Source organism: Rhodococcus sp. NPDC019050 (genome assembly GCF_055664235.1).
Window position 1 is genome coordinate 22,385 of sequence record NZ_JBVOON010000017.1, and the last position, 15,807, is coordinate 38,191.

The 15,807-nt window shown below is 65.5% G+C and carries 15 protein-coding genes; 7 read left to right on the plus strand and 8 right to left on the minus strand.

The window, feature by feature from the left end:
• Position 1: 1 nt before the first annotated feature.
• Positions 2–433, minus strand: a complete 432-nt coding sequence (locus tag AC0B44_RS17015; protein ID WP_471904000.1) for a YciI family protein — start codon at positions 431–433, stop codon at positions 2–4.
• Between the two features lie 252 nt (positions 434–685).
• Here AC0B44_RS17015 and AC0B44_RS17020 point away from each other — a divergent pair, with 252 nt between their 5' ends.
• Positions 686–1,975, plus strand: a complete 1,290-nt coding sequence (locus AC0B44_RS17020) for a glutaminase (protein WP_471904001.1) — start codon at positions 686–688, stop codon at positions 1,973–1,975.
• Positions 1,976–2,185: 210 nt separating this feature from the next.
• Positions 2,186–3,043, plus strand: coding sequence for an alpha/beta fold hydrolase (locus AC0B44_RS17025; RefSeq protein WP_471904002.1), 858 nt, complete (start codon positions 2,186–2,188; stop codon positions 3,041–3,043).
• Positions 3,044–3,647: 604 nt separating this feature from the next.
• Here the strand turns inward: AC0B44_RS17025 and AC0B44_RS17030 are convergent.
• The 7 genes from AC0B44_RS17030 to AC0B44_RS17060 form a co-directional block, all read right to left on the minus strand.
• A complete protein-coding gene (locus tag AC0B44_RS17030) occupies positions 3,648–4,322 on the minus strand; it encodes an ABC transporter permease (RefSeq protein WP_471904003.1) in 675 nt (224 codons plus the stop codon).
• Positions 4,319–4,963 (minus strand): ABC transporter permease, encoded by a 645-nt coding sequence (locus AC0B44_RS17035; protein ID WP_471904004.1) that lies wholly within the window; start codon positions 4,961–4,963, stop codon positions 4,319–4,321. The genes AC0B44_RS17030 and AC0B44_RS17035 overlap by 4 nt, the downstream gene beginning before the upstream one ends.
• The gene (locus AC0B44_RS17040; protein ID WP_471904005.1) at positions 4,960–6,069 is read right to left on the minus strand and encodes an ABC transporter ATP-binding protein; all 1,110 of its coding nucleotides are present in this window, start codon (positions 6,067–6,069) and stop codon (positions 4,960–4,962) included. The genes AC0B44_RS17035 and AC0B44_RS17040 overlap by 4 nt, the downstream gene beginning before the upstream one ends.
• Positions 6,070–6,082: 13 nt before the next feature.
• Positions 6,083–6,994 (minus strand): ABC transporter substrate-binding protein, encoded by a 912-nt coding sequence (locus AC0B44_RS17045; protein ID WP_471904006.1) that lies wholly within the window; start codon positions 6,992–6,994, stop codon positions 6,083–6,085.
• A 65-nt stretch (positions 6,995–7,059) separates the two neighbouring features.
• Positions 7,060–7,563, minus strand: a complete 504-nt coding sequence (locus AC0B44_RS17050; RefSeq protein ID WP_471904007.1) for a cysteine dioxygenase — start codon at positions 7,561–7,563, stop codon at positions 7,060–7,062.
• A gap of 176 nt (positions 7,564–7,739) precedes the next feature.
• Positions 7,740–8,642, minus strand: coding sequence for an amidohydrolase family protein (locus tag AC0B44_RS17055; RefSeq protein ID WP_471904008.1), 903 nt, complete (start codon positions 8,640–8,642; stop codon positions 7,740–7,742).
• A 29-nt stretch (positions 8,643–8,671) separates the two neighbouring features.
• Positions 8,672–11,221 carry a sensor histidine kinase gene (locus tag AC0B44_RS17060; protein WP_471904009.1) on the minus strand — a complete coding sequence of 850 codons (2,550 nt, stop codon included), beginning with the start codon at positions 11,219–11,221 and terminating at the stop codon, positions 8,672–8,674.
• Positions 11,222–11,475: 254 nt separating this feature from the next.
• On the opposite strand from AC0B44_RS17060, the gene AC0B44_RS17065 reads away from it, so the two are divergent.
• The 5 genes from AC0B44_RS17065 to AC0B44_RS17085 all read left to right on the plus strand — a co-directional run bounded on the left by AC0B44_RS17065 (position 11,476) and on the right by AC0B44_RS17085 (position 15,721).
• Positions 11,476–12,402 (plus strand): LysR family transcriptional regulator, encoded by a 927-nt coding sequence (locus tag AC0B44_RS17065; protein ID WP_471904010.1) that lies wholly within the window; start codon positions 11,476–11,478, stop codon positions 12,400–12,402.
• Positions 12,403–12,547: 145 nt separating this feature from the next.
• On the plus strand, positions 12,548–13,069 hold the full coding sequence (gene uraD / locus AC0B44_RS17070) for a 2-oxo-4-hydroxy-4-carboxy-5-ureidoimidazoline decarboxylase (protein WP_471904011.1): 522 nt from the start codon (positions 12,548–12,550) through the stop codon (positions 13,067–13,069).
• Positions 13,066–13,413 carry a hydroxyisourate hydrolase gene (uraH, locus tag AC0B44_RS17075; protein ID WP_471904012.1) on the plus strand — a complete coding sequence of 116 codons (348 nt, stop codon included), beginning with the start codon at positions 13,066–13,068 and terminating at the stop codon, positions 13,411–13,413. Before uraD ends, uraH begins: the two co-directional genes overlap by 4 nt.
• Positions 13,414–13,415: 2 nt before the next feature.
• Positions 13,416–14,336 (plus strand): factor-independent urate hydroxylase, encoded by a 921-nt coding sequence (pucL, locus tag AC0B44_RS17080; protein WP_471904013.1) that lies wholly within the window; start codon positions 13,416–13,418, stop codon positions 14,334–14,336.
• Between the two features lie 566 nt (positions 14,337–14,902).
• A complete protein-coding gene (locus AC0B44_RS17085; protein ID WP_471904014.1) occupies positions 14,903–15,721 on the plus strand; it encodes a carotenoid biosynthesis protein in 819 nt (272 codons plus the stop codon).
• Positions 15,722–15,807 lie beyond the last annotated feature (86 nt).

Sequence of the window (15,807 nt, forward strand, 5' to 3'; positions counted from 1 at the left end):
GTCAGCCGACCGCCGGCTTGTCGGTGCCCAACTGCTCGCGCCATTCGGCTTCCTTGCGGACGTATTCGTTGTTCTGATCGAAGTCCTCGGCCTCGGCCACCCGGCGCACCTCGAGCTTGGTTCCCGGCCCGAGTGGGCAGCGTTTCGCCCATTCGGCGGCTTCTTCCTTGCTCGACGTCTGGAGGATCCAGAACCCGTTGAACAGTTCCTTGGTCTCCCCGTACGGGCCGTCGGTGACCAACGGCGGGTCGGAGTCGAAATCGACGACGAATCCTTCCTCCGGATCCGACAGACCCTCACCCGCGAGAAGGACTCCCGCCTTGATCATCGACTCGTTGTACCGGCCCATGGCGTTGACGATCTCGTTGAAGTCCATGTTCTTCGACGCTTCGATTGCGGCATCGGTGGAGCGCATCACCAGCATGTATTTCATGGGGTTCCCTTCGTGTCGGAGACCGCGATTCGATCTCTCCTGTCTACTCGTCGAACGGGGCGATCGGCGATCGACATTTCCGGAAACTTTTTTCGGGAGGGTGTTTCCTGCGGAGGCTGCGCGAACGTACCCTGCCCCGACCCGGTATCCCATCGTGCCGGAGCGCGCACGAGGTGTATTCGAATTCGGCTTCCCGTTCGCCCGGGGGGACACCCACGACACGAGATATCCGCAATGCGCGACGATGGACCGATGCGTTCACCTCTTCCCGACTACCTGACCGAAGTTCTCTCCGTCTGTTCGAAGGGAGAAGGCGCGACGTCCGACCACATCCCCGAACTCGCTAATGCAGATCCGGACCGCTTCGCGATTTCGCTGGTCACCGCGGAGGGCGTGACCTATTCGGTGGGCGACGACGACACCGAGTTCAGCATCCAGTCGATATCGAAGCCCTTCGTCTACGGTCTCGCACTCGAGAAGCAGGGCTTCGAGAAGGTGCTCGACAAGATCGGCGTCGAACCGTCGGGGGAAGCGTTCAACGAGATATCCCTTCAGCGAGATACGGGACGTCCCCTCAACCCGATGATCAATGCCGGCGCCCTCACCGCGCATGCACTGGTGGGCGACAACGAGTCGGCCGAATCCCGGGTCGAGGCCATCCGCAGCCTGCTGTCGTCTCTGGCGGGTCGTGAACTCGAAGTCGACCAGGCGATCGCGGCATCCGAACTCGACGCGTCGTTCCGAAATGTCGCTATCGCGAACCTTCTGCGTAACTACGAAATCTTTCCCGACGATCCCGACGACGTCGTCGCCGGATACGTCGGGCAATGCTCCGTGAAGGTCACCACGGTCGATCTCGCGATGATGGCGGCCACGCTCGCCGGCGGAGGTGTGCAACCGTGCACCGGTGAGCGGATCTTCTCCCGCTCGGTGGTGCGGCAGGTGCTGTCCGTGATGGCGACCTGCGGAATGTACGACGCGGCAGGCGACTGGCTCTCCACCGTCGGCATTCCCGCAAAAAGCGGCATCTCGGGCGGAATCATCGGAATCCTCCCCGGCCAGCTGGGTATTGCGGTGTATTCGCCCCGACTCGACGAGCACGGCACCAGCGTGCGTGGTGTCGAGGCCTTCGAACGGTTGTCGCACGACATGAATCTCCACCTCATGGAGGCACCGATCGTGTCGCAGTCCGTGCTGCGTCGCCGCGCGGTTCTGGGAGAGGGCGACGAGGCGTTCACCCTCCTCGAACTCCACGGCGACATCCACTTCACGAATGCGGAAGGCATCGTGCGCGTGATGGTGGAGGATCCCGCCGAAACACCGGGTGTGGTGTTCGATCTCACGCTGGTACGGGCCGTTCTTCCCGTCGGGCGCAGGATGTTGCTCGAGGTGATCCGGCGCCTTCATCGCGACGACATCGAGGTTGTGCTGGTAGACCCCGACGGACGGCTGTCCGACCCGGATGCGGGCGACGGATACCGTCCGAGAGTCGTCTCCTCGGTCGACGAGTTGCGAGAGGGATTCACCGCCGCTTCCGAGTGACCTGGTGATACGCGAGTGGCACGAGGGGCAGTGCCGATCCCGGGCCGGAGTCGATGCTGGCGTGGGCCGGAGGAGTGAGCTACGGTGTCGTCCGGTGTGCCGCAAGGTCGGCGAAGAGTTGTCGTGCCTACGAGAGAAGATTCATCCAATGCAGTTCACCTGTGAACTTGTCGTCGTGCCCGGCTCGGCCCGGGTTGTCGGGTGATTCGGATGCTCACCCGATCCCCTTACCGCTGCCCCGGTGACGACAGCGTCATCCACTCCGCGTGCGCAGGCATGCTGTCGCACTGGTCCAAGCCGGTCGACGAGCACGTCGCACGCACGTCGCTGGGCGAGACGTACATCCTGAGCGTGGGCGACCCCACCGCGCGGCCGATCGTCGTTCTGGCCGGTGGAGACCTCCCGGCGGCGGGCCTCCGTCAGCTCGCCGAGGAGTTCGACAACTCCTGCCGGGCCATCCTGGTCGACCTTCCCGGCTTGCCCGGTGGCAGCGCCCGTACCCGGCCGGCGTCGGAGATCCACGCGGCGTACGGTCGCTGGCTCGTCGAGGTGCTGGACGCGCTCGGCCTCCGGACTGCTTCGGTGATCGGCCTCGGCTGGTCGGCGTCGGTTGCGGCAGCTGCCGCAGACGTGGACCGGGTCGAGAAGCTGGTACTCGCGGCTCCCCTGGGACTGGTTCCTCGCGCCCGGTGGCATCGCGCGCTCATTCCCGGCCTCCAGTGGCGGAACGAACCGAATCTCGAGAACACCCAGCGGTACCTGCAGTCGTTGGCCGGCACCGGCTATCAGCCCGACGATCTGACCTTGCGCTGGTCGTGCCGCGTCGGTGCGTATTGCACCTCGTTGACCGGCCTGCCGCGGATAGGGCGTTCGGTGCTCCAACGCTGGCGCGGTCGGCCTGTGGAGATCGTGATCGGCGAACAGGATCCGCTCGTCCAGCTCTCGTCCCTGCGCAAGCTTGCCGACGACATGGCGATCGCCCTCCAGGTCGTTCCGGGTGCCGGACATCTCCTCGCGGTAGAAGCGCCGTCCCGGCTGGTCGAAGGGGTGTTCGTCCCGAAGTCGTGAACCGACTGAAGGCCGACGATACGAAAGTGTGAGCTACGTCGCGTTCAGACCCGTGGTTGCCGGTGGTACACCCTTTAAGACACACGGCACGGACGGAAGGTCGACGATGCTCTTTTCTTCGCTGTTTCCTGTAGCGGGCCGTGTCAAGCCCGATGTGGGTACGGTCGAACCCGCGAATGCGGCGCCGTCCGAGGATTCACTGAGGGTCACGGTCTCCGCGTTGCGCGCGTGGAGTGCGGACGGTGAGCCCGGTACGGGCGTCACGGGTCACGCATAGCGCGAACCACGAGTGGGGGTTTCGGTGGCAAGTGCGGCGCCGGACTCCCCCGACGGGCGTGCCTCAGTCCGGCGCCCGCAGCTCGCAACACGACACGTCATACCACGACGTGAGGGTCCCCGCTGAGCGGGCTGTGTAATCCGTAATGGAAGATCACGAAAAGGTCACTAAAACGCGGCACCTCTCCTGGTGCCGATGTTCACACGTTCGATTCCCTTCCTCTTAGGCCTGGTCGGGCGCGCATTCGTACAGGGCGCAGCGACCCGACGGCCACCCGTGGTCGGCGAGCGATCTATGCGGCGGGGCCACCCAGGACCGGGTTTTCGTTCAGTTCGTCGCCGACCGGACACCTTCCGAGACCAGCACCCGGCGAAGTACCGCGAAGATTCCCAGCACGACGAGGGAGCACACCGCGGCGAGCGCGGCACCGCCCACCACGAGCGCGTAGTCGCTGCGCGCGAGGCCGTCGACGATCGGCCTGCCCACACCACCGAAACTCACCGACGCCGCGATGGTCGCGGTGGCGACGATTTGCACCGCCGCCGTCCGCATCCCGACGAGGATCAGCGGCATCACCACCGGTAGTTGTGCGCGGAGAAGCACCTGCATGCGGGTCATGCCCATACCGCGCGCCGCGTCCGTGAGAGCCGGATCGACCCCGCGGATGCCCTCGTACGAGTTGAGCAGAACCGGCGGCACCGCAAGCGCGACGAGCGGAACCAGAATCGGGACCAGTCCGATGCCGTACAGCACCACCAGAAGCACGAGCAGCCCGTACGTCGGCAGTGCGCGGGCGGCGTTCGCGATGAGCGTCATCAGAATTCCGCCGCGACCCGTGTGTCCCGTCCACAGGCCCAGAGGGAGCGCGAGCAGAACGGTCAGGACGAAGGCCAGGAACGTGTAGCCGAAGTGTTCGAATAGCCGGGCGGGGATGCCCGACGGGCCCGACCAGTTCGCGGGATCACCGAAGTATTCGGCGAGGTAGCGTCCCAACGTCGTCACCGGGTCGCTCCCGCCGAACGGTGCAGCCACGGCGTGACCAGCCACTGCACGAACACCAGCACCGCGTCGGCGACGAGTGCCATCACGACCGTGACGACGATCCCGATCATCGCCAGATCGAGCCTGTCGAGTTGCACCGACGCGGTGAAGAGCGACCCGAACGCACCCATTCCGATCAGCGCACCGACGCTCACCATGCTGATGTTGGCGACCACCGCGACACGTAGGCCGGCGATGACCGCGGGTAGCGCGATCGGCAGATCCACGGTGAGCAGTCTGCGGGGGCCGGAGAATCCCATCGCGATGGCGGACTGCCGCACGCTGTCCGGGATCCCGCGCAGCCCGTCGACCACGTTCGGAACCAGACCCGCGAGGGCGTACACGGCGAGCGGCAGGATCACGGTCGTGCGGCTGATACCGGTGAACGCGATGAGAAGAACGAAAAACGCAAGTGACGGAATCGAATACAGCACACTCGATATCGCCAGGACAGGTGGGTACGACCGCGGCCATCGCACGCACACCAGGCCGAGGGGCAGTGCGACCATCAGTCCCAGGAAGGACGCACCGAGCGCCATGACGAGGTGGTCCGACAACAGTTCCCAGAAGGTACCGAGGTATCCCGGGATGCGGAGGTTCACGGGTGCTCCCGGATCGACTGCGAGGCGGTGCGGTGCCGATGTTCGCTGCGCACGACGGCGGTGACTTCTTCGCTGCTGACGACCCCGAGTGCCCGTCCGTCCTCGTCGACGGCGACCGCGAAGCCCGAGGGCGACAGGACCGCGGCATCCAGCGCGACGCGCAGCGTGTCCCTCCCCGGTACGAATCCCCGTCCGGCCGGCAAGAGATCGGTGGCGGACCCGGTGGCCCCCGGGTCGCGCCACCCGAGCGGCCGCCTCTCGTCGTCGACGACCAGCAGCCAGCGGTCGTCGCGGCTCCTGAGGGGCATGTCCGCCGCGGTCGCGATCCGGTCGGTCTGCAGTGGCAGATCCGAGGTCGAGAAGAACGACAGCAACCGCACTCCCCGATCGACCCCGAGGAACCCGGCCACGAAGTCGTCCGCCGGGTAGCCGAGAAGTTCTTCGGGAGTCGCGTATTGCGCGAGTACCCCGCCGGGCCGCAACACGGCAACTCGGTCGCCGAGGGTGATCGCTTCGTCGATGTCGTGGGTGACCAGCACGATGGTCTTGGCGAGTGCCGACTGCAAGCGCAACAACTCCTGCTGCAGTTCTTTTCGGACCACCGGGTCGACAGCCGAAAACGGCTCGTCCATCAGGAGAATCGGCGGGTCGGCGGCAAGTGCGCGGGCCACGCCGACACGTTGTTGCTGGCCACCCGACAGCTGTGCCGGGTACCGGCGTGCCAGTTCTTCTCCCAGCCCGACCCGGCCGAGGACCTCCATTGCGGTGGCCCTGGCCTCCTTCCGTGAAGCACCCATCAGTCGCGGGACCGTCGCGACGTTGTCCACGACGGTCCGGTGGGGGAACAACCCGGCGTGCTGAATGACGTATCCGATCCCCCGCCGCAGCGTCTGGGGGTCCTGGGTGCGCACGTCCTCACCGTTGACGAGTACGCGCCCACCGGTCGGGTCGACCATCCGGTTGATCATGCGCAGCGAGGTGGTCTTGCCGCACCCGGAGGGGCCGACGAAGACGGTGAGCGTGCCGGTGGGCACCTCGAGGGACAATCCGTCGACCGCGACCGTCCCGTCGGGGTATTGCTTCTCGACGTTGTCGAAAGTGATCACAACGCACCGGCTTTCAGTTGAGGCCGTTGCTCTGCAACCATTCTTCGGCGACGACGTCGATGTCCCGGCCGTCGGTGACGACCTGGCCCACCAACTCGATGAGGACATCGGTGGTGAGTTGCTCCGACACGGCGTCGAGCTTCTCGACGTTCTCGTCCGTCAGATCCTCCCGATGGACGAGTGGGGTGACATTCTGCGCGCCGAAGACCGATTCCGGGTCTTCCAGTGCGACAAAGGGTTCGGTGCTGAGCGACGGGTCGGTGGTGAAGATGTTCGCTACCTGGATGGTGTTGTCGCCCAGCGCGCGGATGGTGATGGGCCCGCCAGTGTCGGTGGGCACGAACTTCTGGAACTCCACTCCGTAGACCTCGCGGAGGCCCACGACACCTTGACGACGCGTCTCGAACTCCGGCGGTCCGCCGAGGGTGAGTTCGCCCGCTACCGGCGCGAGATCGGCGATGGTCGTCAGGTTGTAGCGCTCCGCGGTCTCGTCCGTGACGACCAGGGCATCCTTGTTCTCACCGGGTGCCGATTCGAGGATGGAAAGACCCTCGGGAAGTGACTCGGCCAGAGCCGCATTGACGTCTTCGGTGGTGGCTGCGGTGCTCTCCGGGTCGACGCGGGCGAGCAGCGCTCCGTTGTACTCGGGCAGGACGGTGATGGCTCCCGACGCGACCTGGTCGAAGTAGATCTCCCGGCTGCCGATGTTGAACTGGCGCGTCACCTCTGCTCCGCTGCTTTCGAGTGCCTGCGCGTAGATCTCCGCGAGCAGCACGTTCTCGGGGAAGTTGGCAGAACCGACGACGACGGCGCCACCTTCCGCGGAGTCGGCCGCGAGCGGATCGTCGGCGTTGTCTCCGGAGCATCCGGCGACCGCCAAGGAGGCGGTGGCAACAACTACGGCTGTGCGCACGAAACGTTTCACGTGTTTCTCCCTCGGCGGTCGGCGTGTCGACTCTAACGCGCTCACCCGCGACGACGCCTGATTTGTCACCAATCTGCGCCTGCACGTTCGGAGGCGGTCACGCGCAGAACATCACCCTCGAGGCGATATCGGCTCATCGAACCGAGAGACGGCGCATAGGCGTGGACACTCACCGCCGGCACGACGCCGTCGTTGACGACCTCGTGGACGTGGTGCCGGTCGAACCTGCGCACACTGCCGGCGCCGAACAACGCACTCGAGACCCTGACACGACTGCCGTCGAGTCCGTCCGACCACGGCTGATCGACGGTGTCCTCACGCAGGGTTCCCTGCGCGACGACGAACGCGCCCGCGCTCCCGCCGTGATCGTGGATTCCGGTCCGCTGCCCGGGAAGCCATGTCAGCAGCCATATCTCGTAATCGGTAGTTGCTGCGACGCGGCTGTACCAGCGATGGTTCTCGTCGAACCGGATGGCCGGGAGCCAGGCCGACGTATCGGCTGCGAAGTCGCGCGCGACGGCCGCCGGGTCGGAGGAAGTACGAGCATGCACGAGGAGGGACATCATCATTCCTGTGGTGGTACGGGCCGCGCTGGGCCGGGGACGACGGTCGGGGGATCAACGACGGTCGCGGCGACAACCACAGAAACCACCGGCGATGCGGACGAAGTCCACATGAAGCCTGCGATGGCGCAGGTCTGCCGAGGTGTGCATGACGCCCATGTCATCCGAGCGGGGCGTCGGTGTCAAGAGTTTTGCGCGGGTGGTGCTGCAAATAGTGCAGCCGGATTGTCCCGGCGTATGCGGGTGTTGCCTTCCCGGCCGAGGTCCAGCGGCGCAGCGTACGGACGATCCGACCCGAGCACGATGCGGGACCACCCGATCCGGTCGGCCACCGCGGCGGTGACGGCGGGGCCGTAGGACGAGGTCTCGACGTAGGCGTGGACGGAGGGAACGTGCTCGGGTCCTCCGCGGGCGGCCATTCGGTCGTCGTGCAGCGAGGCGAGTCCGGCGAGCATGGCGAACACCACCGGCAACTGTGGAAACCGTGCCGCGCCGTGCAGGTGCCACGCGAACCAGGCGGTGTGCATCTGGGCGACGTACGACACCATCGCCGGCCACCAGGCCGGGTCGCCGGGCCCGGCGGCAGCGGGGCCCGGATGGATGAACAGGGGCTTGCCCTGCCGGGCCAATTCCGTGAGCAGCGGTTCGCAGCGCGCGTACCCGTCCGTGTCGGACAGCGCGGTCGCGGGGAGTTGCAGCCCCACGCAACCTGCGGCCAGGACGTCGTGGAGCACAGCCGGATCGGGATCGCGCACGTCTGCTGCCGCCCAGGCGCCGAAAGGCGGGGGCAATGCCAGCACGCCCTCGTGGAACGCCTCGAGGAGTTCCGCGCCTTCGTTGCGGGGAAGGGACTCTATGCCCAAAGGGCTCGACAGCGAGACCAGGGCGAGATCGATCCCGTCCGCTGCGGCGATTTCGGCGCGCCGGGCGATCGAATGGTCGCCCGGCGTCACCTCGTACGGTGGTTCACCTGCCAGGTGCAACGTCCAGCCGTCGAGCCGGGGTTCCCGGGTGCGGGACCGGAGAGCCGCTACCAGCTGCGGCGGCCAGACGTGCTGATGGACGTCGATCCGACGGTGGTTCATCGCTCCACGATGGCAGAGACCGGGACCGGTCACTCACCGTTGTTGCGCGACACCCATCGTTCGTGCAGTTGCCCACGCCGGATTCCGGGACTCGTACCCGGAGCGGGACCGGGGGGATTGCTGGGCGGAATCGGACGCTCCCACGGGTTCTCCGCCGGCGCGCCGTTGTACGAGTCGTTGCCGTTGCGGTCGTACCCGTTGTTGTACGAGTCGTTGCCGTTCTGGTCGTATCCGTTGTCGTACGAGTCGTTGTTGTAGGAACCGTCGCTGTACGACTCGTTGCCGTTCTGGTCGTACCCGTTGTTGTACGAGTCGTTGCCGTTCTGGTCGTACCCGTTGTCGTACGAGTCGTTGTTGTAGGAACCGTCGCTGTACGACTCGTTGCCGTTCTGGTCGTACCCGTTGCTGTACGAGTCGTTGCCGTTGCGGTCGTACCCGTTGTTGTACGAGTCGTTGCCGTTCTGGTCGTACCCGTTGTTGTCCTGCTCGAAGGTGTTGTACGCGTCGGTACCGTTCGACGGCACGTCGTGTCCGTTCTGGCCGGCCGAGGCAAACGCCTCGTTGCCGTTCCGGCCCGCTCCGGCATACGACTCCAGGGAGTTCTGGCTGTAGGACCGGGTGTCGTCGTACTGATCGTTCTGCTCGGCCGAAGTCTCACCGGGAGGTGTGGGAAGCCGGCGGGGGCGGTCGATCTGGAACGGATCGGACTGGCTGTTTCCGGTGCCCTTGAGCAGTCGGAGCGGCAGATAGAGGCTCGCGGTGACGCCGGAGTTGGTTGCGGAGTCGAACGTCGGGCGCAACCGCACCGTGATTCCGTGGCGGTCGGCAAGCCGCGCGACCACGAACAGACCCATGCGGCGAGCCGCACCGGAACCTGCTTCGCTGTCCGTCGCAAGCCGTTCGTTGATCTCGGCGAGTTCGTCTGCGGGGATACCGATTCCCCGGTCGGCGATCTCGAGCAACAGACCGCCGTCGACGGCACGCGAGAACGCGAATGCCACGGTGCTCTCGGGCGGTGAAGCGCGCAGTGCGTTGTCGAGGAGCTCGGCGACCATATGGACGACATCGGTCACGGCGGTGCCGACGAGCGAACCCTCCGGTGCATTTCCGACGTTGACGCGCTGGTAGTTCTCGACCTGGGACACTGCGGCGCGCAGAACGTCGCCGAGCGGGGTGTCCGGGATCCGGCCCATGCGCTGACGGGTGCCGGCGAGGACGAGCAAGGAGTCGCCGGTGCGGCGCATACGTGCTGCGAGGTGGTCGAGTGCGAACAGGTTCTGCAGACGTGTGGGGTCGCGTTCCTCGTGCTCGAGCGAGTCGATGAGAGAAAGCTGCTGCTCGACGAGCGTCTTGTTGCGGCGGGCCAGCGTTTCGAGCATTTCGTTGACCTGGCGGCGCAACTGGGCCTGTTCACCGGCGAGGCGCAGCGCGCCTTCGTTCATGGCGTCGACGGCGCGGGCAACCTCGCCGATCTCTTCCTTCGAGTGCACACGCACGGGGGGAAGCGTCACGCTGTCGATCTCGGCGCCGTCCTTGATGGCGGCGATCGCCCCGGGAAGGCTCTGCTCGGCCGCGAGAAGCGTGTCGTTCCGCAGACGGCGCAGGGGGCGGACGATCGAGAAGGCCACCATGACGGCCAGACTCAGGGCGATCGCCAGCACGATGGCGATACCGATGGCGTTCTTGAGAGCCTCGGTGCGAGCTTCGCTCGCGTGCTGGTCGAGCAGGCTGACGATGCGGCTCGCGGAGTCACGGACTTCCTGGATGTAGATCATGAGGCTCGTGAAGATCGAGTTGCGCAGTGCCGAGGTGTCGCCCGTGGTGGTATCGAGATTGGCCGTCAACGTGCGGCGGTTGTCGAGTTCGGCGACGAGGGCGTCGATCGTACTCGTGTCCGTGATGTTGGGGTTGGCCTCGACGGTCGCACGCAGGATCGACAGCTGGGCGGCGTCGACTCCGAGGGCGTTGTTCCACATCAGGAGGGACCCCTCGGTCCCCTGGCCGAGTGCGGAGAACGCCACGACCTGGTCGAGCAGTGCCCACTGGGTCGTCCACATGTCGAGCAGGGTCGCGCTTTCCTGCAGGACGTCGGTTTCGGGGGCGGTGGAGGCGGAGGCGCGGAAGACCGAGCTCACGCGGCTGATGAATGCCTGCGCCCGCTCACTGGCGACCAGTGGCGTCATGGATCCGGCGACAGCGCTGTCGAGCAGGCTGTTTCCCTCCGCGAGCACCTGGTTCAGCGCCGACTTGATCTCGGGCTCGAGGCTGATGTTCGCCATCTGACCCGTGAGGACCTGCTCGGCGTCTTGCGCGACCGTCGCACCGTTGTCGGTGGGCAGACCGATGATCGTCGCGGCGGCCGCACCGGCGACAGCGGTGCTGTACTCGGCGAACATCGGGAGGATCGTGACCTGCTCGGCAGCCGTGTTGAAGTGGCGCGAGTCCTCGAACAAGCCGTAGACGCGAAGCGATCCGAAGAAGGCGGCTGCGATGATGGGAACCGCCACCACGGCGGTGACTTTGCGCCATAGGCGCCAGTTTTCGGGGGAGTACTGCCGGAACTGTTGCTTGAGACTCATCGTGTTCGGCCCGAACCTCTCTTGTACGTACACCGGTCGGCCGGCCGAAGCGGATGACAAATCACATGGGCCAGGGCGAAACACGGGTCCGCCGCCGTCAGGACGTGGGTCAGCGTAAGTGTCGTTCGACTGGCTCACAAGATCGAAAAGTAACTCGGATAGCTGCTATACATCTTTGGATATATGCAACGGTGGTGGGTTACGATCCCGCCGGTTTTTACCGTTACGCCGGGTTCCGGAAAGGGGGGTGTCGAGTGGACTTGAGGCGGGTCGATCTCAACCTGCTTGTCGTCCTCGACGTGCTGCTCTCCGAGTGCAACGTGACCCGCGCGGCCGAACGCCTGAACATGTCCCAGCCGGCGACGAGCACGGCTCTCGCACGGCTGCGGAAACAGTTCGACGATCAGTTGCTGGTGAAGAACGGCCGCACGCTCCGTCTCACCCCGCGTGCCCAGTCGCTCATCGGGCCGTTGCGGAGCGTACTGCATACGCTGGAACGGTCGATCCTGACGGAACCTACCTTCGATCCGACCGTCGATTCGCGCGTGTTCACCCTGATCACCGGCGATTACGCCGAGGTCTCGTTGCTGCGCATGCTACTGCGGCGGGGTCATCCGGCCAATGTGCGCTTCGATCTGCGTCCGCTCAGCAACGCGTCGATCGCAGCCTTCCATCGGCACGAGGCAGATCTCGCGGTGCTGCCGGAACACCTGCTCGACTCGCCCGAATTCGAACGGTGCCACCGTATCCCCGTCCTCACCGATCGTTACGTCGGCGCGGTGTGGGCGGGCCATCCGTACACCGGGACGGAACTCAATCGCGACGTGCTCTCCCACTACCCGTACCTGTCGTATCTGCACCACGACGACGACACGGGTCTCGGCCGCTCGCTGTTGCGCGCCGGGATCGTTGCGCGGACGGGAGCTTCCACGACGAACATCGCCGTGCTCCCCTTCGCACTCGAACACACGGTCTTCGTCACGATGCTCCCCGAACGGATGGCCGAACGAATGGCGTCCGTGGCGTCCCTGCGGATCCTCGAGCCCGCATTCGCCCTGCCGCCGCTCTGTGAATATGCCGTCTGGCACGAGGAATCCGAATCCGACCCCGCCCATATGTGGCTGCGTGCTCAAATCGAAGCGTCGCTCGCCGAGCGCATTCCCGCTGCCCAACACGCCTGACCAGGCCACGGCGACCGTGTCCCGCCCGATCCGGGCTTTGTCGGATCATCCAACGAGTGGGCACTGCTCCTCGGGAACTTTGTAGCGCGTCCGGTACCGGTAACTCCCTCTATCCGCCATCGTGGGGACGAGAGAGAGGAGTGCCGTGACGTATACCTGTGCCGAATTCGATGCGCTTCCCGCCCGCGACGCCGACGCGGTCCTGTCAGAGTGCTGCTCGAGCACGACGTGGAGCGAGCGAGTTGCGAACGGGCGCCCCTACCGGTCCCGCGCCGAATTGTTGCGCGCATCCGACGAGATCACCGCTGCGTTGACCCGGGACGACGTCGCCGAGGCGCTCGCAGGTCACCCCCGGATCGGGGAGCGTTCGGACCATCCCGCGTCGAGGCGGGAGCAGGCGTCGGTCGGGGACGCGGACGCCCGCATCCGAGATGCGCTGGCGGCCGGAAACCGGATGTACGAGGAACGATTCAACCACGTGTATCTCGTGCGCGCGGCGGGGAGATCTGCCGCCGAACTCCTCTCGATTCTCGACCGGCGCCTCACCAACGACCACGAAACCGAATGGAACGAGACGAAAGCCGCTCTCGCCGAGATCAATCGCTCGAGGCTCGAAGGTCTCGTCACCGACGATGTGCCCGAATCCGGAAAGGAAGTTGTGCAGTGAGCATCCTGAGCACGCACGTCCTCGACGCGACCACCGGAACGCCCGCGGCAGGTGTCGAAGTGATGCTTTCGTCCGCGGGAAGGGAAGTCGCGCGATCCCGCACCGACGACGACGGTCGCATCACCGAGTTCCCTTGCCCGCCACTGGGTCCGGGTATCTACACCTTGACATTTGCGACAGGTGACTACTTCGCACTTCGGCGAGTCGACACCTTCTATCCCGAAGTGGTGATCACGTTCCGGCTCCCGGAGCAGTCGCTGGACGGCGCATCGGACGAGAACCGGAAATACCATGTACCGCTGCTGTTGTCGCCCTATTCCTATTCCACCTATCGAGGGAGCTGACCATGAGTGAATTGACCGGGAAGATCGTGCTCGGCTCCAATCGCTACGGCAAGGCCGAGAACCGGGTCGTCCGGATCTACCGGGACACCGCTCGCCACGAGATCCGTGACCTCAACGTTTCGACTTCTCTGCGTGGTGATTTCGAAGCCGCGCACCTCGAGGGTGACCAGGGTGCGGTGCTGCCGACCGACACCCAGAAACAGACGGTGTACGCGTACGCGAAGAGCAAGGGTGTGGAGTTCGTCGAGACCTATGCGCTCGACCTCGCCCGGCACTTCGTCGACGACGTCGAACCCGTCCGCTCGGCCCGGGTCGAGATCGACGACTACGCCTGGCAACGGGTATCGATCGACGGTGCCGAACACAACCACACGTGGACCCGTACCGGCCCGGAGGTGCGCACCGTCGCGGTGACGGTCGAGGGAACCGGAAGCGAGCGACGGGAGTGGGTGATCGGCGGGATCAAGGATCTCGTGGTGCTCAAGTCGACCGGGTCCGAGTTCTCCGGGTTCCTCACCGATCCCTTCACGGTGCTCGAACCGACCTCCGACCGCGTGATGGCCACCAGTCTGGTGGCGCAATGGCGTTTCACGACCGTCGACGTCGACTGGGACGTGACTTACGCGGGAATCAAGGCCACGATGCTCGAGCGCTTCGCGAACCTCCAATCGAAGGCGCTGCAGCAGACCTTGTTCGAGATGGGGCGGGCGGTGCTCGAAAAGTACCCGGTAATCGCCGAAATCCGACTGTCGGCGCCCAACAAGCACCACTTCGTATACGACCTCGACCGGTTCGGGCTCGAGAACTCGAACGAGGTGTTCCACGCCGACGACCGGCCCTACGGCCTGATTCAGGCGACCGTGAAACGAGAGGATGCACCCGACGCGGGAAGCGCGTGGGAGAAGTTCGTCGACTGGCTGTGACGGCCTGACGGCTGTGAGACGTGGTGGTGTGCCGGTAGCCCGGCACACCACCACTTTTCTGTTGTGGGTGCGCGGGGAACTTTTCCGTCCCGGTACCCATCCGCTCCCGCCCCGGCTCCGAATCGCTGGCAGACGGTAGAGGACCGTCTCCGTCCCGAAACGTGTCGGCACGGCGGTAGCGAGACGAGGTGGCCCACATGCGCGCACTGGTAGAAGCAGGTTTCCTGGCGATTCACACTCCGCTGGTCGAGTTCTACACGTGGCTCCTCGGCGTCGTGCCGATGTGAGGCGAGATCTCATGTCCCCTTCTGCCGCCGGCTCCCCCCGCCACCACCGGCCTTTCGCATCTTCGGGAATCGGGTTTCTGCAAATGTTCATGGATGCCCAGCGGGTAGGCCCCGCGGTGTCGAGCGACGTGCCCGAAGACCCACGCGACACCGACCCCGCAGACGAGCGACGGCAGTGATGAGAGTGGTCCCACCGCATCGGTCCGAGGGTGCGATACGCACGAAATGTGTGTATCGCACCGCTGTGCGTGGCGCAGCACCGACCGGGCGCGGGCTTCGATGACCCGCCTCGTGTGGGTACTCGTCGCGGGTGCGGTGCTAGCCCAGATCGCGTACCCCCTCGTGAGCGGTACTTCCAGAGACGCCGTCACCGTGGCAGTGGTGCTGCTGCTCACGGCCGCGTCGCTGGTGCACGCCGGCATCACGCGGGGCCCGGTCTGGACGATCGTTCTCGTCGTCTCGACTGCGGGCCTGGGCCTCGTATCGGAAATCGTCGGTACTGCGACCGGTTTCCCGTTCGGAAGCTACTTCTACGCCACCGGCCGACTGGGGCCCGAGATCGTGGGGGTGCCGGCAGTCGTGCCCCTCGCCTGGACCGCGGGCTTCTACCCGATCTGGTGCGCAGCATCCGCTGTTCTCCGAATGGCAGGGGTGTCGCCGGAGCGACGTTCGATCGGGCGAGTGCTGATGGTCGCCGTCGGCATGGTCGGGTGGGACCTGTACCTCGACAGCCAGATGGTGACCGACGGGCAATGGACCTGGACCTCCGGAAACGCGGGACTACCCGGTATCGCCTCCATCCCGTTCACCAACTATCTCGGCTGGTTCGTCATCGCATTGGCGATGGCGATCATCGTGGACAGGGTGGGACGACGCGTCGAGTCGCGCAGGCCGGACGGCCGGAGCATCTCGGATGCGGCTCCCCTGGTGCTGTTCCTGTGGACATGGCTGGGATCGGCGCTCGCACACGCATTCCTTCTGGAGGGAGACGAATTGCGTTATTCGTCCGTCTACGGTTTCTGCGTCATGGGGGTCGTGGGGTTCCCCTTGGCAGCCTTGTGGATTCGGCAATCCGGAAAGGTCACGGTGACGACATGATCGCAACGAAGATGCCCGCTCCACGAGAAACGAGCCGAGAAATGAACACAATCCCGCCGAACCGGGCAGCCACTGCCGGCGCACCG